This is a genomic window from Blautia wexlerae (assembly GCF_013300825.1).
GTDB lineage: Bacteria > Bacillota > Clostridia > Lachnospirales > Lachnospiraceae > Blautia_A > Blautia_A wexlerae_B.
Genome location: NZ_JAAIMY010000007.1, coordinates 80200 through 99989, shown reverse-complemented (window position 1 = coordinate 99989; position 19790 = coordinate 80200). Strand labels below are relative to the sequence as shown.

The following is a 19790-nucleotide window of genomic DNA, read 5'->3' as shown; positions in this document are numbered from 1 at the left end:
GTTACACCTCCTTGACTTTTACTGTCAAATATCGATTGTTATAACTATGTTCAATTTCTGTTAATCCGAGAATCAGCGAATCCATGAGAAGTTTTCCCCTCTCAGTAACCGGAGCCGTAAAATGAAAAGATACATAACCGTCATCTTGCTGTACTTCAAACTGATCATCTGTGAATGCATCAAGAGAATTCACAGTATTGATCACCAGTACAGAAACAGCAGCACAGACAATATCCTGTCCTTTCTCTGCATATCCGGCGTGACCTTTCGAAACAAATTCCAGATAATTTCCATTTCTCTTCTTAACTGTAATTGTAATCATAATGACACCAGATTAACCGTTAATCTTTTCGATTTTTACTTTAGTGTACTGCTGTCTGTGACCGTTTTTCTTGTGATATCCAGTTTTTCTCTTGTATTTGTAAACGATAACTTTTTTTGCTTTACCGTTCTCAACTACAGTAGCGGTAACACTGGCATCTTTTACATCTTCACCAGCTTTTAATCCGTCATTGCTTACTGCAATAACATTATCAAAAGTAACAGTTTCACCAGCTTCAACACCGAGTTTCTCAACTCTGATTACGTCGCCTTCAGCAACTTTGTACTGTTTACCACCTGTTGCAATAATTGCGTACATCTGTGGCACCTCCTATAATCTTTACTCGCCAGATATGGTGACCTTTCGGTGCTTGTACCTCTCTGTGCGGCATCTCATTTATAATAGCGGACAAAATTCGATTTGTCAATAAGTTTTTTTATTTTTTGTGAATTTCTTTGGGATTTTTTTTGCTTTTATTTTACAGGTACAATTTCAATCCGGTATCCGTCAGGATATACAAACTGCAGAGCAGTTATTCAGTTACAGATAAATAGCGTAGAGGATTACTATAGTTCACATAACTATATTATGGTAAACTGCAATTCTCTGATTTCCTCAATCACCGGTTTTCGTACTTTCTTTCTGGTAAGTTCCAGGATATGCAGTGGAGTGATGTCCACTGCCTTTGCCTTCACCGGATCTTTGCGCAAATATTTCTGCAGGACATGGAACAGTTCATCCTGATGATCCGGATTTTCCATATTAATAAAGTCAATCAGAATAATTCCGGACAGATTTCTGAGACGTAACTGTCTGGCAATCTCTTTGGCTGCTTCCAGATTGATTTTTCGGTAAGTTTCCTGCATTTTCTTTTTGCCTGTAAACTTTCCGCTGTTTACATCAATGGATACGAAGGCTTCTGTCTGCTGGATCACCAGAAATCCGCCACTGTTCAGCCAGACTTTCTCATGCTGTATCTCTTCTAAGACAGTTTCCAGGCGATGAAGTTTGTAAAGAGGGAGAAGTTTATCATCATAAAACCGCAGCTTCTCTTTTTCCTCCGGGCTGTTACTGTTAAGGTAGTCAGAAATCTGCCAGGAAATCTCCGGAATATCTGTTATGATTTCTTCCAGGTTCCGACTGTTGGTGTCGCGTACTGCGGAGATATAAAAAGGTTCTGTTCTGTATACGCAGCTGAAACAGGTACGGGATCTTCCGTCTACAGCAGCCTTATGATACAGGCCCTTCAGATATTCCAGTTCTTTCAGTATTTCTTCTTTTGATGCATCTGCTGCATTTGTACGAACGATGATACCAAACTCTTTATCCGGACGGTTAACTTCTGCTTCCATCCACTTACTGATACGGCTTCTGTCATCATTGGAAAGTTTGGAAGACAGACCAAATTTCTTATCGCCGGTTGTAAGAACCAGATATTTGCCTGTAAAATTTAGATTCGTGGTTACAGCCGGTAGTTTTCCCTTCATTGCTTCCCGGCTGATCTGCACAAGGATTTCATCTCCTGCCTTTAATGGGCGGTCACCTTTTTTTACAGAAGCATAAATCGCATTTGGAGCATCGGAAAGCTGCAGGTAGCATTTCTCTCCAGCAGAAATCTGTACGAATGCAGCACCGATATTGGCAGCGATATTCTCTATCTGTCCAACATAAATGTTTCCAAGAGAAGATTTCTCCCCAACAGGTTCGAAGCGCAGTTCCATTACTTTACCGTCTTCTTCATACGCACATACATAGCATGGAATCTGCCGGATATTCATTTGGGTAATAATCAGCTTACTCAACTTCTTCACCCAGTGCTTCCAGAGTTACAAATTTATGTTCTTCCTCTGTTCCTTTATCTGCGTATACTTCCAGACGTTTGATGGAATAAGCAAATTCCGGAAGTTCTATGCCAAGCCATGAGAAGAATGTATCTGTTACCAGTTCCGGTTTTGTGTAATTGGCACTTGCGGAAGCAAGCATCATAAAGATCTTGTCTCCCTGAAATTCCATTTTATAGATAAACGGGCGAATATCTATTTCCTTTTCGCTTCGTTTGGTCTTTTTCATTACCTTAATCTCCGGCTGCGCCAGGAAATCACTGATTTTGTCTTTCCAGGAAATTTCAGGCTCTTTTCCCGGACGGAATTCTACATAATAATCGGCTGCTGCCACCAGTGACATTGCCTTACCCGCCTTTCCGTCCTCAACCTGACGGGTACTGAGTACATGTACCCCTTCTACCATCACTGCATCCAGACGTCTTGTGATCTCTGAAGTAGGAACTGTCTCTGCCAGTTCCAGATCGAAGTACTCTCCCAGACTTTCCGTACCAACTCCTAATGGTGCGGCAAAGGACATGATCATATGCGGACTGTATCCACCGGAAAAAGCAACCGGAAGATTGGCTCTACGGATGGCCTTCTGGAAATAACGCATGGTATCCAGATGTCCCACAAATTTAACCGGACCCTCTTTGCTGAATTTAATTCTTACCTTCATAACATACACCTCCGCCATAACGCATAGCACCACAGCCGGAACATTTCTGACGGCAGTTTGGTGTTACAGTTTCTTTCTTTGCCTGTTCCCATTCATGGATCAGGAACTTCTTGGTCACTCCTGCATCAATGAAATCCCATGGAAGGATCTCATCTGTGGAACGTTCTCTGAGAGTATAGAAATCAATATCTGTGTTGGTTTCTGCAAAAGATTCTTTCCATATATTATAGTCAAAACTCTCTGACCAGGCATCGTAGATTGTACCTTTTTCATATGCTCTGAGGATAACTTTTGAACAGCGGCGGTCACCTCTTGCAAGGAAACCTTCAAGAATCGTTACATCCGGCTCATGCCAGCTGTAGCGGATACTTCTCTGGTTTAACTGTGCGCGGATCTCGCTTTTTACGACCTTTGCTTTCTCCACGAAATCTTCCTCTCTGTACATACCTGCCCACTGGAATGGAGTAAATGGTTTCGGTACAAAGAAAGAGGTACTTACATTGACCTGAACCTTGCCATTACGTTTTTCTTTCGGCACTTCTTCATAATAAGTTTCTGCAATTTTCTGAGCAAGATGAGCAATACCTTTCATATCATCTTCTGTTTCAGTTGGAAGTCCGAGCATGAAGTAAAGCTTTACCTGATTCCATCCACCTTTGAATGCTTCACCTGCACCATGAAGAATATTCTCTTCAGTCAGACCTTTGTTGATAACATTACGCAGACGCTGGGAGCCTGCTTCCGGTGCGAAAGTAAGACTGCTCTTCTTTACATCCTGTACCTTGCTCATAACATCCAGGGCAAAAGCATCGATACGCAGGGATGGCAGAGATATATTGACAGCATTGCCATGAAATTCTTCGATCAGGAAGTTTACCAGTTCCTTCAGCTCAGAATAATCACTGGAGCTTAGAGAACTTAAGGAAATCTCCTCATGTCCTGTATTCTGAAGCATTTCTCTGGCACTTGCCTTTAAATCCTCCACATTGCGCTCTCTGGTAGGACGGTAGATCATACCTGCCTGACAGAAACGACATCCGCGGATACAGCCACGCTGGATTTCCAGAGTAACACGATCCTGAGTAGCTTTAATAAATGGAACTACAGGAGCTTTGATCGCGCGGTAGTCTTTAGTGACATCGGTGATCAGCTGTTTACAGACTTTCTCAGGTACGCCCTCTTTTGCAGGTGTAAAGGAAGCAATGGTGCCGTCTTCTTTGTAGGTTACATTGTATAAAGAGGGAACATAAATTCCGGGAATCTGGGAAGCTGAAAACAGGAAGTCTGCTCTGGAGCCGCCTGCTGCCTTGTTTGCCTTATATGCATCAAACAAAGCATCATAGACAGTCTCACCCTCGCCAATATAAAACATATCAAAAAATTCCGCGATCGGTTCCGGATTATATGCACATGCACCGCCGCCGATGACGATAGGGTCATCTTCCTTACGATCCTTTGCCAGAAGTGAAACATGGCTCAGGTCAAGTACCTGAAGCACATTGGTATAGCACATCTCATATCCAAGGGTAATACCAAGGAAATCAAACTCCTTTACAGGCTCCTGGGATTCCAGGGCAAACAGTGGAATGTGCTCTTCACGCATGACCTTATCCAGATCCATCCACGGAGAAAAGACACGCTCACACCAGACATCCTCACGTTCATTGAACATGTTATAGAGGATCATCATGCCCAGATTGGACATACCGATCTCATAAACATCCGGGAAGCACATGGCAAAGCGGATATCTACGTCATTCTTATCTTTCATTACAGAGTTGACTTCACCACCGATGTAACGGGCAGCCTTGTCAACTTTCATTAAAATTTCATCGCTTAAAGCTAGAGTTCTCATAGTATTCCTTTCAGAGGTTATTGTATCAACATTGTGTTAAGCAGGGAAAATTCCCCACAATATTCCTATTATATACGGAATGGTGGGGGATTTCAAGGGAGAGTCGGATAGTTTGCAGTTTTTATCTGACAGTATCAGGCTGTAAAAGCGTGAGTAATGTTTCGTATACATATGCATTTTCTCTGACGATTATAGAAAGTTCCTCTTTGGCCTGATTTAGCTGGTGAAATAAATTACGGACATCAGATCTGCCTTCTTTGAAATGTTTTGAACGCAGATATCTGTTCTGATCATAGTAATATCGTTCGTCCAATATGATAACAAAACGTTTTATGTCTCTCTCAACAGTAATCTCATATTCATAGCCCTGATGTATATAATCTTCCAGTAAGGCAGCAGTCTCCTCTTCATTATTTGCATATACAACAGAAACATGCGGATAGGGTTTTGAGGTTTTTCTGTCTGTAAGGTGTATCATATTCTGGATAAATGAGGAAAGTTCCGCGTTGGTACGGATGCGGTTGGTTAAGTGAAACATCTGGATTTCCGGCAGGTTTTCTATAAGTTTTAATGTATTTACACCTAATTCTTCGGGACATATGGCATCTTCGGAATCACTGGAAAATATTACAGGAAACTTCCCCTCCGATTGCATTAACAAAATCTGCAGTTTTTCCGGAGAAAGCAAATGTGCTTCGTCTACCAGAACTGCACTGTAATGTTTCAGCTCTGTATTTTCGGTTAGCTGATTGTCCGAAAGAAAAGCAATACGCTGTAAACGTTTATGCAGTATTTTCCATTCTTTTCCTGCATTGCCGCAGTGAATCATGCATATCTGCTGACGCCTGGACAGTTTCATGGCGATATCATAGAGAAGCAATGTTTTTCCTGTTCCTGGAAGTCCGGTAAAACAGAAATATTCGAACCGGCTGATACGGAGTTTCTTTAAGATCTGGCGCTGGATATCCCGCTGCTGGGAGGTCAGGAAGTATTCTTTTTTCAGGAAACGAGCCGGTTCTGTAATTGGGGAAATCAGATATAGTTCAGCCTGAAACAGATCATCAATATTCCCCTGATAATCACTGCTCTCCTTTTGCAGCAATCTGCACAGCTCTGTCCAGTCGGCTTCTGCAATATGATCATGGTTGGTAAGCCTGACAAGGCGATTCTGACTGCTGATATACGTATAAGACTGTATGGAGCGTCCGAGAACGGAAAGGTAATAACGGTTCTGCATAAGCTGTTTACGAATTGCCTCCTCAGATACAGCTCCGCTTTTCAGTTCAATATTTATGATCTGGTCGTCTTTGATCTGGAGAAGATCAAATTCTTTCCCGAGTTTTGGAATCTGGTAGGAATAGAAAAAGCGCAGGGAACAGACTTTAGTCATATGTGATTCTAACTGGCGTACCAGTGCTTTCATACTCTGAAGTTCCCATTCACGTATTTTGAGGAAATATTCCCGACCGGATAACTGACGTTCCAGTTTTGGCAGAGAATCTGTATTCTGATTTCTCGTAAGTGCATATATGGATATTGATCTCATAACTTTTACCTTTCATTTTGCCAGAATTCTTTTATACCATTATAGCAAATATCAGTAATCACAGGTAGCCTGAAAACAAAAAAACAGCCAGGTAGATTTTTCCCTGGCTGTTTCCCCAATCTGAATCAGATTCAGAAATTGTTTTGGAATATTTATTTTATATTGTGGTTTGGCTGAATTACTCAGCTACAGCGATAGCTTCCACTTCGCAGAGTACGTTCTTCGGAAGCTGTTTTACAGCAACACAGGAACGAGCTGGTTTGCTTGTGAAGTATTTCTCATACACAGCGTTGAATGCTGCGAAATCTGCCATATCAGCAAGGAAGCATGTAGTCTTGATAACATTGTCAAATGTAAGTCCGGCTTCTTCAAGAATTGCTCCTACGTTCTTGCAGGACTGTTCTGCCTGTGTTTCGATTTTATCGCCTGCAACTTCACCTGTAGCCGGGTCTACCGGAATCTGACCGGATGCAAATAAGAAGTTTCCTGTCATTTTTGCCTGAGAATATGGTCCGATTGCTGCTGGTGCTTTTTTAGTTTCAAGTGTTTTCATGAGTGAATTCCTCCCGTACGATTTAGTGTGATTGATTGTCTGTATCTGTATCCATATCTTACCACCAAAAAAATATTTAGTCAACGGCAAAAAAATTGTCACATGGAGATTTCCTCTTTTATTACTGAAAGAAAAGAGGAAAAATACTGACGATAATCTGATCAGTGGAAGCTCTTGAGCCAGTTTACCAGAGAATCATGCCAGATATTATCATATACTGTTTTCTTCATCTGGTCTGTGACAGGACCATTGCCTGCCATTTTGGCAAGGATTGCCTGCTGTAATTCATCTACAGTCATGTCTTCCGGGGATTTATTCAGGTCTACAATCACTGTCTTTGCTGGTTCAGCAACGACCTCCGTATTTTCCGGAAAACTGCTTTCTGCTGATGTGGCTGAAATATCGGCAGTTTTTTCAGGCTGAATATCTTCTGCTTTTGCTGCTGCGGTTTCTTCTGCTGCGGTTATTGTTTTCTGTGCAGGAGACTCAGTTTGTGGGGAAATTGTTTCTTCTGTATCTTCCTGTACTTTTTTGACATCTGCAGTTTCTGCTTTTACTGGTATATATTCTGGCATTTCACCTGCTGGAACCCAGATTTCACCGCTGTTTGCGGCTACTGTTACATTGATATGTCCACCCTGAACAGGTACTTTACGACCTGTGAGGGTTCCGATATATTCTGCACAGTTTCCTGCCGGAAGGCTCATGTCTGCTGCATTATCATCGTTATTTACGGTAACGATTACACGGATTTTGTCAAGGTCACGGGCAAATGCAAACTGGCGGTTGGTAAGCTGAAGCTCTGCGTAGCTTCCATAGCTTAATGCAGGTGTATGCTGTCGTACCTTTCCAAGAGCTGCGATCAGGGCTGTACATGGATTCTTCTGTACTGCATCCGCATAGTCTTTGATATCCAGAGCCGGTCTGAGGCTGTCATCGGAGAATTTCTCTTTCTTTCCTTCAATACCGAACTCAGAACCGTAATAGATACTTGGTACACCCGGAAGTGTATAAAGTAAGACATGAACAGGTGCAAAATGTGCTTTATTTGAAAGCTTGGTGTAAATACGTTCTACATCATGGTTGTCCACAAAGTTGTAGAGATCAAGATTTCCCATATTCTGAAGATACTTTACAGTATGTGCGATCTCGAAATAGTTATGATCGTTATGTCCGCTGTAGAGTGCTTTATGCAGAGCATAGTTTGTTACACTGTGGAGCGTTTCTCCATTTACCCATCTACTGTAATCGCCATGGATCACTTCACCCATAAGCCAGAAATCTTCTTTTACTTCTGCTGCTGTACGGCGGAGAGCACGCATGAAGTCAAAATCAAGAACATCTGCCGCATCCAGACGGATTCCATCTACATCAAATTCTGATACCCAGAAACGGATTACATCACAGATGTAATTTTGTACTTCCGGATTTCTCTGGTTTAATTTTACCAGAAGGTTGTATCCACCCCAGTTTTCGTAGGAGAAGCCGTCGTTGTATTCCGTGTTCCCTCCGAAATTCACATTGCAGTACCAGTTAAGATATCTGGAATGTTCGCGGTTTTGCTGAATATCTTTAAATGCAAAGAAATCACGGCCTGTATGATTGAATACACCATCGAAAATAACTTTAATCTCTTTTTCATGACAAGCTGCCACGAAGTTCTTAAGGTCTTCGTTCGTCCCGAGACGGGAATCCAGCTTTTTGTAATCTGTGGTTTCATAGCCATGTCCTACACTCTCGAATAAAGGTCCGATGTATAATGCTGTACATCCGATTTCTCTGATGTGGTCGATCCATGGAAGTAATGTGTTCAGACGGGAAACAGGAGCACTGTAGTCATTGTGCTTCGGCGCACCGGTTAAACCCAGTGGATAGATGTGATAGAAAATTGCCTCGTTATACCAGCTCATAAATGACACCTCTGTTTTTAAATTTATAATTTCAATTATATAGGGATTTTGGGCTACGTTACTGCGAACGGAGTGAACAGTAACGATTTTTGCACCCTGATATCATACAGGAAAGAAAATAATTAGATAAACTGTATTAAAGTTGAAATTATATTCATACAATGCTTATAATAACAGATTTTTCAGACAGAATCCAGTTTTTTTCTATTTTAATGAAATAAGGCAAGTCCTCAGTTACTGCATCAACTGCGGGTGGTTAAAATTTACTCTACAAAAAAATCTACTTAAGGTATATAATATTGCTGTAAATAATCTGGATATGTATAGAAATAGAAAGAAACAAGCATAGATAAGCAAGGAGAACACAGACTATGAGACATATAGATGAAATTCAGATTGCCGGAACTGCAATCCTGCTTTGTGGCGCGATGTTTGCGGTTTCTGCTGTGGCACCAACCGGTAATACAGTGTCAAAAGCTGTTACAAACTTTACGGAAGCTCCGGAAACTGCTGCTGAGGCTCAGGCACAGGCAGAAGCGCAGGCACAGGAGGATGGATTTACCATTTATACCCAGGAAAATAACTATGATTCTGATTATGACAACAGTTATAATGACTCTTCTTACGATGACTCTTCTTACAATAATGATACGACTCAGGATGATACAGGTCAGGGAAATGATAATACAGATACGGGAGATGAATCTTCTGATGATGAAAGTAGCGATCAGATTCCGCCTGATGATACGCCTGATGATACAGGAGGTGATTCTTCCGATCAGATTGATTATCCCAGTGACGACAATTCCGGCGACGAGACAGATGGTTCTCTGGATAACTCTGACACATGGGAAGACAACGGAGAGGAAGCTCAGCAGATAGAATACTAATTACTATATCGAAAAAGAAACATATGAGGTGTATTTAAGTTATGTCCGAATTCTCCGATTTACTGAGTTCCTATATTGATGAAAAGAAAATCAAAGTTTATGCTCTTCTGGAATACTGTAATCTTGACCGTTCTACCATGTATAAGATCATAAACGGAAAACGAAATCCCAGTTCAGAAGCTGTATTTCAAAAAATCACAGAGTTTCTGCATCTGACCCCGGTTGAGTACCGTAGATTCAAGGAAGCATACCTTATTTCAAAACTTGGAAAAGATCTCTATTACAGAAGAAAGTATACAGAGAAATATCTGGTAGATTTTCCGAAAAATTTCTCAGAAGAACCAGTTCTGTTCCTGGATGATCTGCGAAAAATGAAAGATGATAATTACAGTGCAGATATGGCGCTGCGGGTATCCGGTAATACTTCCGGATGTATAGTAGTTTCTACTCATCTGGAATTAAATCATCTGCTGTATTATATGATTTCTGCAGAGACGCAGAAGCTGTCCGGTAAAATTGTACTTTTATTACAGCCGGATTATGAATTTCTGCTGAATATGCTTTCCAGTCTGAAGCCGACCGGAAATCTGAAGATTGAGCATACATTCTGTGTCAGTAAGACAAATCAGATGACAGAGAACCACGAAATTTATAATCTGATGTATCTGAATAAGATTCTTCCGTTGTATTTTTCAAATCTGGATTATCATCCGTATTATTTTTATGAGGATATCTTTTCGCATTATTACAGTATGAATGGACTTTCCTGTATGATACTGACCTCAGAGTTTGCAATTACCTGCAATTCAGAGTATACAATGGGAATTTTTTATAAAGATCCGGCTGTTGTTTCCATGCTCTGGAATCTGTATGATTCCTATCAGGATAAATGCCGGCCGCTGTTTTACGCAACAGATTATCTGTCCATGGATGGAAATGATTTTGACAGTCCGATTTATAGGGAAACACCAAGTTATGTGCTTCAGCCGGAAGCCTGCATGGTGCCATTTATTGACAGGCAGATTCTTGACGCAGCAATCGTACCGGAGTTTCCGAACAGAGAAGCTTCTATCAGGCAGATAGAGGCTTTGTCGCATGTGAATCAGGCAAAAATGGAAAAAGGTGTTTCCAATGTCTATTTTACGAAGCGGGGACTTGCAGATTTTGCAGCAAAGGGATTGATAAAAGAGATTCCTGACCATTTTTACAGACCGCTTACTGTTAAGGAAAGAATCCGTCTGCTGAAGCGTATTCTTCCGTGCTGTCGCAATGGAAATTACAGGCTTCTAAAAAAACCGCTGAATCAGCTTTCGGATAATCTGCATCTGTGCGTAAACAGCACCTTTGGATATTTGCTGTTTAACAATATCCATAATCGTACCATCTGCCTGGTCATCAATGAATCCAGTATTCTTACTACTTTTATGGATTATCTGTCCAGTCTGGATGACAATGGACTTTACAATGCCGAAGAGACTGCTGAGTTTGTACAGGCATTAATTGATGAATTGACGACATAATCAGGAGACTTTTATGAAAAGACAAAACAAGTTAATATCACTATTGTTATCGCTGTTTCTTCTGCTGTTTACGTTGATTCCGCAGTCGGCACTGACAGTAAAGGCTGAAGACAACCGTGAGATGGCAGTTCATTTTATTGACGTTGGACAGGGAAATGCCATCTTAGTACAGTCCGGAGGACAAAATCTTTTGTACGATGGCGGGGATCAGAGCCATGCTGATCTGATCATCTCCTACTTACAGGAACAGAATGTGGAAAACATTGACTATATGATCGCTTCTCACTATGATGAAGATCATATCGGAGGTCTTGTTCCATGTATAGATAATTTCTCTGTAAGTAATATATTCGGACCGGACTATGTACATACTTCTAATTTATTCAATAATTTTATGAATACTGCCACTGCAAATGCAATCATCGTACAGTATCCTTCTGTAGGTGAAACATTTGATTTTGGCACCGGAAGTTTCACTGTTCTTGCACCGAATGGTATCAGCCAGAACAGTAATGATAACTCTCTTGTAATCAAACTTGAAAATGATTCAAATAGCTTTATTTTTACCGGAGATGCAGAGGAAACCAGTGAACAGGATATGATCAGTACAGGTATGAACCTTGACTGCGATGTTCTTTCTGTTGGTCATCATGGGTCTGCAAGTTCAACTACCTGGGATTTCCTCGAGGCAACTTCTCCATCTTACGCAGTCATAAGCTGCGGAATCAATAATCAGTATAATCATCCGTCAGCAGATACAATGGGACGTTTGTCGGATATGGGAATCCCTGTATTCCGAACAGATAAACAGGGTACGATCATTGCAGTCTCCGATGGAACAACTATTTCCTGGTCACAGGAGCCATGCAATGATTATTCTTCCGGAGGCTCCTCTGCAAATGCTTCCACAGATGTCGCCGGAGGAAACTCTGGTCAGGAAGAAACTACCGCTTCTGATCCGGTAACTAAACAGGAAGAATCCAACAATACAGATGTAGGAACAATGGTATGGATCCCTGCAACCGGCGAAAAATATCACAGCATTCCCAACTGTGGAAGAATGAACCCGGCTACAGCCAGACAGGTATCCAGATCAGAAGCCGAAGCTATGGGATACGGGCCTTGCAGTAAATGTTACTGATTAAAAAAAACAGCCGCATTTGCGGCTGTTTTGTTAAAATCCTTCCTGTCTGCGGATTTTCCAGAGTTTTGCACGTTTCTGTGCAGCTTCATTCTCTATCTGCTGAGTAACTCCCTCAATGATAAGTCCCGGTACTTCCACAGGATGCTGATGTTCGTCTGTTCCAACCATAATGAAATATGCACGGTTGATCATAGTTCTGGTTCCATCAAGGGCTTCACAGTAAGTATCAATACGGACTTCCATGGAAGAACGTCCCACATGTGTAAGCCGTCCGATGAGAACGATGGTATCGTTCACTCTAGCTCCGGCTTTGAAATACATATTGTCTACTGCAACAGTTACCACATTCATTTCCGCATGACGCTTGGCAACAATACCTGCTGTTTCATCAATCCATGCAAGCAGCTGTCCGCCAAACAGATAACCTGCGGCATTCAGACACTTTGGCATTAATAAATGAGACTGCTCTGTTAAGGAGTCCTCAACTCGTTTCATTTTTCTTTCTGACATTTCTTTTCTCACTTCCCCTTTATCATGCTTTCTGTTGGCTATTATAGCACGTTCCATGATTTTGTGTTATATTTTTCATAATTTTCCTTCTGTATAATTTTAAAGCGTTATCACTTTAATATGAATGTATGAAAAAAAATACAATCTTTGTCTTGCCTTTCCCATCACTTTACTGTACAATGTTTAAATAGGTACAAATACAAATGTTCGCCATAGCAAAACACTGATCGCAAGGATGCATCTGCAATTCACTGTATCAGTGTTTTTTAATAAAATTCACTATAACATGCATTATTTACGAGTATTGCTATAAGTGAATTTGCGAATATTGCTGTAGATAAATAACGGGGAAATGAGGAATGATATTATGGAAAAACATGAAATGATGAGTCTGGAAGATTCCGGACAGCTTCGTGACAAAATAAGATTCTTTGAACAGGAACTGCTCAAGAATCATCATATCGATCCAAATCTGTATGTAGAATATAATGTAAAAAGAGGTCTTCGTGACTCCGCAGGTAAAGGTGTCCTGACAGGTCTTACAGAGATTTCTGATGTTAATGGTTATAATCTGATCAACGGCAGACAGATTCCGGCTGATGGACGTTTATACTATCAGGGAATCAATGTACAGGATATCATCAGTGGTCTGAACGGAAGACGTTTTGGATTTGAAGAAACAATTTATCTTCTGATCTTCGGTAAGCTCCCTGATAAGGAAGAACTTTCCAGATTTCTGGATATGATGTCTGATATGGAGGAGCTTGGCGGTCGTTTTGTCCGCGATGTTGTTATGAAGGGAACCAATGCCAATATTATGAATGCCATGCAGCGTTGTGTTCTGGCTCTCTATACATATGATGACAATCCGGAAGATATTTCTCCTGAAAATGTACTTCGTCAGTCTCTGGAACTGATTGCAAAGCTTCCTGAAATTGCCGTATATTCTTACCATGCATATCGCCATTTCAGAAAGGATGATACCTTATTTATCCGTAATCCGCAGAAGGGGCTTTCTCTTGCCGAGAACATTCTTCTTATGCTTCGCCCGGATGGAAAATACACAGAACTGGAAGCAAAAGTTCTGGATATTGCACTGATCCTGCATGCTGAGCATGGTGGCGGTAATAACTCCACTTTCACCACTCATGTGGTAACTTCTTCAGGGACAGATACCTACTCTTCTACTGCTGCATCCATCGGATCTCTGAAGGGACCTCGCCATGGTGGAGCAAACCTGAAAGTTCAGAATATGTTTGCTGATCTGAAGTCTCATGTAGATCAAGATCACTGGGATAACGAAGATGAAATCATAACTTACCTCAAGAAGGTTCTGAATAAAGAAGCATTTGACCATGCAGGGCTAATCTATGGTATGGGGCATGCAGTTTATACACTTTCCGATCCTCGAGAAGTGATCCTGAAACGCTTTGCCCAGGCACTTGCTGAGGAAAAGGGAATGACAGAGGAATTCGAGCTTTATAACAGAGTAGAAAATATTGCCGGCAAACTGATTATGGAACATAGAAAACTGTTTAAGAATGTCTGCGCAAACGTGGACTTCTATAGTGGATTTGTATACAGCATGCTTGGGATTCCGGAAGAATTATTTACTCCTATTTTTGCTATTGCGCGTATGCCAGGCTGGAGTGCTCACCGTCTGGAAGAGCTGATTAATGCAAATAAGATCATCCGTCCTGCTTACAAGTATGTAGGACATCATACGGATTTTGTTGCTTTTGACGAAAGGTAAACAGATGAAACTTATTACTGGCTGCGGTTCATTCCGCAGCCGTTTTATTATATCACTAATGCAATCCGCCACAGGAAGAGAATCCTACGCTACTGTTCACTGGAAATATCCTTTCTTGTAAAAATATAATTTGCATTTGTTGTATGAGGTCTGTATAATCAAAACAAATCCGAAAAAGGAGGTATTTTTATGGCAAAAGAACAGATTGCAGTTGCAGAACTGGTTTTAAATATGATCCTTGGAAAGACAGGCGGTACACGGGTAGATTATTTCCCACAGAAACCGGATTTTCCGTTTAATGCAGTTTATGAGCAGGCATTTGTGCGTGCCACACCGGAGAGTCAGGGAATCTCCTCTGATTTGTTTGCTGCCCTTCTTCGGGAACTGGATGCTTCCAAAGATACGGACATGCATCATTTTATGGCACTGCGTCATGGCAAGGTAATCTGTGAATGTAATTTTGCACCATACCCTAAAGGAATGTGGCATATTACACATTCCATGTGCAAGAGCATCACAGGTATGGCAATCGGTATGTTGATCGAAGAGGAAAAATTAAAGCTCGATGAAAATATTTATGACATTTTTCCGGATCATATAAATGCCTTTTCAAAGATTTTCCGCCCTGTGATCACAGTAGAGAATCTGCTGACCATGACAAGCGGTGTAACTTTTAATGAATCAGGTATCGTGTCCGGAAATGACTGGCTTGGAAGCTTTCTGAATGCATCTGTCAATGGAAAACCCGGAACGGAGTTTCAATATAACAGTCTGAATACTTATGTTCTTTCTGCAATCGTGACGAAACGTACAGGAGAAACCCTGACCGAATATCTGACTCCGAGACTGTTTGGTCCTCTTGGTATCACGAAATATTACTGGGAAACCTGTCCGAAAGGAATTACAAAAGGCGGCTGGGGACTGTTTCTCTGTGCAGAAGACATGGCAAAACTTGGCCAGCTGTATCTTCAGAGGGGAAAATGGAATGGTCAGCAGCTGGTGTCTGAATATTGGATAGAAATATCTACGGCACGACATCTGAAAACTCAGAATGACACTTATGGATATGGATATCAGCTATGGATGGAACAGCGCCCGGGAAGCTTTGAATATAACGGAATGTTGGGACAGAATGTTATTATTTATCCGGATATGGATATGGTTCTTGTCACAAATGCTGGAAATAAAGAAATGTTTCAGGACTGTATCATGCTGAATATCATTCGGAAATATTTCCCTGTTAATTATCATCCCGCCGATGTTCTACCTGAGAATCCGCTCTCCTATAGTCTTCTGAAACGGTTGTGCGGAGAACTGGAAAATGGAGAAAATAATAACAGAAGTACTTCTCAGCGCGGGAGATGGAAAAGAAATGTAGTTTCCAGAAGGAAGCATTCAGATAAAAAGTACAGCTACCGTATTTCAGCAGCCGTTGATCGCCCATCTGATCATCACGGTTTTATGCGGGCTGTAAGCGGCAGAACTTATGTTATGGAACAGCAGAATATTGGAATTGCGCCGTTGTTTGTGCAGGTATTCCACAATAATATGACAGATGGTATTTCTGAAATTTCTTTTACTTATGATGCGGGAAAATTTTACGTTTCTTTTACCGAAGGTGAGGTAATCCATAAACTTCCTGTTGGATTTGGAAGGGCTGCGGATGGATGTGTTGATCTTCATGGAGAACATTACCTTGTAGCTACACTGGGAGAATTTGCAAGAGATGAAAACGACATCCCTGTATTAAAACTGGAGATTACTTTTATCGAAGAATGTGTGAAACGAACGGCGCACATTTTCTTTCATGAAGATGATGAAATTGAGATCAGATGGAATGAAACACCCGGTAAAAAAATGATCCTGTCAGGACTGAGTTCTATTACTGAAGAACTGTCAGGAAACTTCCTGTATAATTCGCTTCTGGGAGATCATAATATTACGACAGAACTGCTGCACCGGTTTATGGAACAGACGATTGAGCCTGTTGTAAGGGGATATCTGAAGAGACCGGAAAAAACAGACAGTATTGATACAGATGAGTGAATATAATAAAGTCTCATATACAAAAATGCATTTCTCACTAAACGATTAAGATGAGAAATGCATTTTTGGCATTTTACAGGTTTATTTATGGTATGCGTTATTTACGAAGATTGCTATAGTTTTGTTTAGTCCTGTTTTACATTGAAGGCTTTCATTCCTGGATATACTGCGCTTGCACCGAGTTCTTCTTCGATGCGGAGAAGCTGATTGTATTTTGCAACACGTTCAGATCTGCTTGGAGCGCCGGTCTTAATCTGGCAGGTATTCAGTGCTACTGCAAGATCTGCAATTGTTGTATCTGCTGTCTCGCCGGAACGATGAGAAGAAATTGCAGTGTAGCCTGCTTTGTGGGCCATCTTGATTGCTTCCAGTGTTTCGGATACGGAACCGATCTGGTTTAATTTGATCAGGATCGCATTACCTGCGCCAAGACTGATACCTTTTGCAAGCCTTTCTGTATTTGTAACAAACAGATCGTCACCAACAAGCTGTACTTTGTCACCAAGTCTGGCTGTAAGTTTCTGCCATCCTTCCCAGTCTTCTTCATCCAGACCGTCTTCGATAGAGATGATCGGATATTTCTCACATAATTTAGCCCAGTGTTCGATGAGTTCTTCAGATGTATATTCTGTGCCTGCTTTTGGAAGTTTGTAGTATCCTTTTCCTTTTTCACTCTTCCATTCGGAGGAAGCAGCATCCATGGCAATCCTGAAGTCTTTGCCTGGTTCATATCCGGCTTTCTTCACTGCCTCGAGGATTGTCTCGATTGCTTCTTCATCGGATTTCAGTGCAGGTGCGAAACCACCTTCGTCACCTACTGATGTGGCAAGTCCGCGTTCTTTCAGGATAGAAGCAAGTGCATGGAATACTTCTGCACACCATCTTAAGCATTCTTTAAAGGAAGGTGCCCCAACTGGCATGATCATAAATTCCTGTACATCCAGACCAGATGATAATGCATGGCATCCGCCGTTTACGATGTTCATCATTGGTACAGGGAGACGATTTCCGGATACTCCGCCAAGGAAACGATACAGCGGAATTTCAAGAGAAGCTGCCGCTGCTCTGCAGCATGCGATAGATACTGCAAGGATTGCATTTGCTCCAAGTTTGGATTTGTCTTTTGTTCCGTCTGCTGCGATCATTGCTGCATCTACTGCATAAATGTCACTTGCATCGAGACCTTCGATTGCTTCGTTGATTGTTGTGTTGATGTTCTCTACTGCTTTCTGCACACCTTTTCCAAGGTAACGAGCTTTATCTCCATCTCTTAATTCCAGAGCTTCGAATTCACCTGTAGATGCACCGCTTGGAGCTGTTCCTCTTGCTACAGTGCCGTCCATCAGATATACTTCTGCTTCTACTGTCGGATTTCCTCTGGAATCCAGAATTTCTCTTCCAATTACTTTCTCAATTTCTAAGTACATGATAAATCCCCTTTCTGGTTTTGCATTTGGACTCCTGGTACACCGCAACTGGGATGTACCGGGTGGATCATATCTGAGGTACGGCCTTCAGCATAGCCGTGAGTTCAGCAAGCACAGATGCGATCCATTGTTCCGAAGGTTTCAGCAGGTCTTCGGATGGAGTTCAAATGATTGATTCGCGCTAGAGTTTGTGATTCCTAACTCTATGGTTAGTATATTCTAACTTTCATAAAAATGCAAGAGGGTAATTAGGGGGATATTGAGAAAGTATTTCAGAAATTGTTTTCTTCAAAGTCAATCGGATATTCGCAATCTGCTTCACTTTACTACTTGCTCATTATTGAATAACTGCTCTGCAGTTTATCAAAAAGAGCTTGCATTTCCCCTGATACAAGCAAGTCCCCATCCACTGCTTATTGCTTTTCTCAATTGAAGCAGCGGGTGAGGACTTGCTTGATTTTGTTATAATTTATAAATGGAATTTTAATATTATTTGTTATCGCATTAATGATTATGAGGGCATTTCGCATAAGAATGTGTTGCATAATATTTTTTATTTGCTAAATAACCACATTTTTCACACTTTTTACAAGTATATACTTTTACAGTACATCCACCTGATGAATTTTTTGCATGAGTAAAAAAAGTTCCGTCTACCATACTGTGTGTACATAACGCATAAGGCTCTATTGATGTGGTATAATTCTCCTGATTTCCATTCAAATCCACAAATATATAGTCACTTTTTGTAAAATCAAGCGTATCAACTATATCATATCCAATACAATTAGAACCAAAAGCATCTAAAGAATCATCAACAATAACATCACTAAAACTTCCATCTGACGATGGCATCGGCTGATAAGCCAACACTGTTCCAGCACTGGCCACAATCGTCAATGCGGATACAGCCATCATAATTCCTCTCTGTAATAACCCTTTTTTCTTTTCCTTCATCATGTAGTTAATCCTCCTCTTTAAGATTTTTACTTCTTTTCCGTCTTTCTTTTTGTGGACGGAAAGGTTATTTTTCCATACAACCGGACGTACATCCGAAGTTGAGGCTTGTAATACCAACAGAGTTGCATAATCTTTGCGCTTTTGTTCTGTACAACCATCTACGGCTATGCTGTCACTGACTATTTCTGCTGTATCTATGTAAAGGGAAAGTAAAAGATATGCCACAGGGTTCATCCAGTGCAGGCACAGGACGAAAAGGCATAATAGTTTTACTAAATTGTCATGATTTTTCAAATGCGTATGTTCGTGTTTATACACCATATCAAAATCCGGATAAAGCGGAAAACTTTCCGGAAACAGGATTTTCTGGCAAAAGAAACCGATTGTACATGGACCACAGATTTCGTCCGGAATCAGATAATAAACCTGTTCCCTATCCGGATCTTCTACTTTTTCGAATATAAAATTCTGAAGCGAATGAACCCCTTTCCAGTATCTGATAATTTCATAAATGGAAAAGAAAATAATTCCTGCCATCCACAATTTTGATACGATATCAAACCACTGCGGCATCCATATATACTCACCCTGTCTTTCACTCCAGAAAGATAAAGAACCTGATAAATATAACTGAGACTCATTTGTAAGCAGCTTAGACTCTGGAAAAGCATTTGGGGGTATCAGATATTTAATCAACTGCACAGGCACAAGATAAAAGAATACGCCTGTCAGTAGTAATCTTCTTCCAAGAATGTAATTATAATTTTCACGCTGAATCACATATAAAAGCAAGCAGATTACAACAGGAATACTTCCTGAAATGGACATACAGACTAACAGTTCCATTTAAAA

At 41.0% G+C, this 19790-nt stretch carries 16 protein-coding genes; 5 read left to right on the top strand and 11 right to left on the bottom strand.

Annotated features, from left to right (window positions below; translation table 11 throughout):
* Window position 1: 1 nt before the first annotated feature.
* The 8 genes from G4417_RS05810 to G4417_RS05775 all read right to left on the bottom strand — a co-directional run bounded on the left by G4417_RS05810 (window position 2) and on the right by G4417_RS05775 (window position 8688).
* On the bottom strand, window positions 2-322 hold the full coding sequence (locus G4417_RS05810) for a ribosomal-processing cysteine protease Prp (RefSeq protein ID WP_118566057.1): 321 nt from the start codon (window positions 320-322) through the stop codon (window positions 2-4).
* A gap of 12 nt (window positions 323-334) precedes the next feature.
* Window positions 335-640 (bottom strand): 50S ribosomal protein L21, encoded by a 306-nt coding sequence (rplU, locus tag G4417_RS05805; RefSeq protein ID WP_020993901.1) that lies wholly within the window; start codon window positions 638-640, stop codon window positions 335-337.
* 263 nt (window positions 641-903) lie between these two features.
* A complete protein-coding gene (locus tag G4417_RS05800; protein ID WP_330598179.1) occupies window positions 904-2133 on the bottom strand; it encodes a ribonuclease E/G in 1230 nt (409 codons plus the stop codon).
* The gene (locus G4417_RS05795; RefSeq protein ID WP_118566058.1) at window positions 2117-2824 is read right to left on the bottom strand and encodes a TIGR03936 family radical SAM-associated protein; all 708 of its coding nucleotides are present in this window, start codon (window positions 2822-2824) and stop codon (window positions 2117-2119) included. The genes G4417_RS05800 and G4417_RS05795 overlap by 17 nt, the downstream gene beginning before the upstream one ends.
* The gene (locus G4417_RS05790; protein WP_173682937.1) at window positions 2808-4679 is read right to left on the bottom strand and encodes a TIGR03960 family B12-binding radical SAM protein; all 1872 of its coding nucleotides are present in this window, start codon (window positions 4677-4679) and stop codon (window positions 2808-2810) included. The genes G4417_RS05795 and G4417_RS05790 overlap by 17 nt, the downstream gene beginning before the upstream one ends.
* A gap of 121 nt (window positions 4680-4800) precedes the next feature.
* The gene (locus G4417_RS05785; RefSeq protein ID WP_173682936.1) at window positions 4801-6225 is read right to left on the bottom strand and encodes an ATP-binding protein; all 1425 of its coding nucleotides are present in this window, start codon (window positions 6223-6225) and stop codon (window positions 4801-4803) included.
* Window positions 6226-6403: 178 nt separating this feature from the next.
* On the bottom strand, window positions 6404-6778 hold the full coding sequence (locus G4417_RS05780; protein WP_008703111.1) for a RidA family protein: 375 nt from the start codon (window positions 6776-6778) through the stop codon (window positions 6404-6406).
* A 161-nt stretch (window positions 6779-6939) separates the two neighbouring features.
* Window positions 6940-8688, bottom strand: coding sequence for an alpha-amylase family glycosyl hydrolase (locus G4417_RS05775; RefSeq protein WP_173682935.1), 1749 nt, complete (start codon window positions 8686-8688; stop codon window positions 6940-6942).
* A gap of 371 nt (window positions 8689-9059) precedes the next feature.
* Here G4417_RS05775 and G4417_RS05770 point away from each other — a divergent pair, with 371 nt between their 5' ends.
* From G4417_RS05770 to G4417_RS05760, 3 genes are read left to right on the top strand one after another with little or no spacing between them, the layout of a single operon-like run.
* Window positions 9060-9578, top strand: a complete 519-nt coding sequence (locus tag G4417_RS05770) for a hypothetical protein (protein ID WP_173682934.1) — start codon at window positions 9060-9062, stop codon at window positions 9576-9578.
* 41 nt (window positions 9579-9619) lie between these two features.
* Window positions 9620-11098 (top strand): helix-turn-helix domain-containing protein, encoded by a 1479-nt coding sequence (locus tag G4417_RS05765; RefSeq protein ID WP_173682933.1) that lies wholly within the window; start codon window positions 9620-9622, stop codon window positions 11096-11098.
* A 13-nt stretch (window positions 11099-11111) separates the two neighbouring features.
* The gene (locus tag G4417_RS05760; protein WP_173682932.1) at window positions 11112-12239 is read left to right on the top strand and encodes a ComEC/Rec2 family competence protein; all 1128 of its coding nucleotides are present in this window, start codon (window positions 11112-11114) and stop codon (window positions 12237-12239) included.
* Between the two features lie 33 nt (window positions 12240-12272).
* Here G4417_RS05760 and G4417_RS05755 read toward each other — a convergent pair whose 3' ends face one another.
* Entirely contained in the window at window positions 12273-12752 is a 480-nt protein-coding gene (locus tag G4417_RS05755) for an acyl-CoA thioesterase (RefSeq protein ID WP_008703099.1), read from the bottom strand.
* A gap of 367 nt (window positions 12753-13119) precedes the next feature.
* On the opposite strand from G4417_RS05755, the gene G4417_RS05750 reads away from it, so the two are divergent.
* Both G4417_RS05750 and G4417_RS05745 read left to right on the top strand, forming a co-directional pair.
* Complete coding sequence (locus G4417_RS05750; protein ID WP_020993894.1) at window positions 13120-14505, top strand: citrate/2-methylcitrate synthase; 1386 nt, start codon at window positions 13120-13122, stop codon at window positions 14503-14505.
* A gap of 189 nt (window positions 14506-14694) precedes the next feature.
* A complete protein-coding gene (locus G4417_RS05745; RefSeq protein WP_173682931.1) occupies window positions 14695-16551 on the top strand; it encodes a serine hydrolase domain-containing protein in 1857 nt (618 codons plus the stop codon).
* 125 nt (window positions 16552-16676) lie between these two features.
* Here G4417_RS05745 and eno read toward each other — a convergent pair whose 3' ends face one another.
* On the bottom strand, window positions 16677-17981 hold the full coding sequence (eno, locus tag G4417_RS05740) for a phosphopyruvate hydratase (RefSeq protein ID WP_044952547.1): 1305 nt from the start codon (window positions 17979-17981) through the stop codon (window positions 16677-16679).
* Between the two features lie 501 nt (window positions 17982-18482).
* Window positions 18483-19784, bottom strand: a complete 1302-nt coding sequence (locus G4417_RS05735; protein WP_173682930.1) for a M56 family metallopeptidase — start codon at window positions 19782-19784, stop codon at window positions 18483-18485.
* Window positions 19785-19790: the final 6 nt, after the last annotated feature.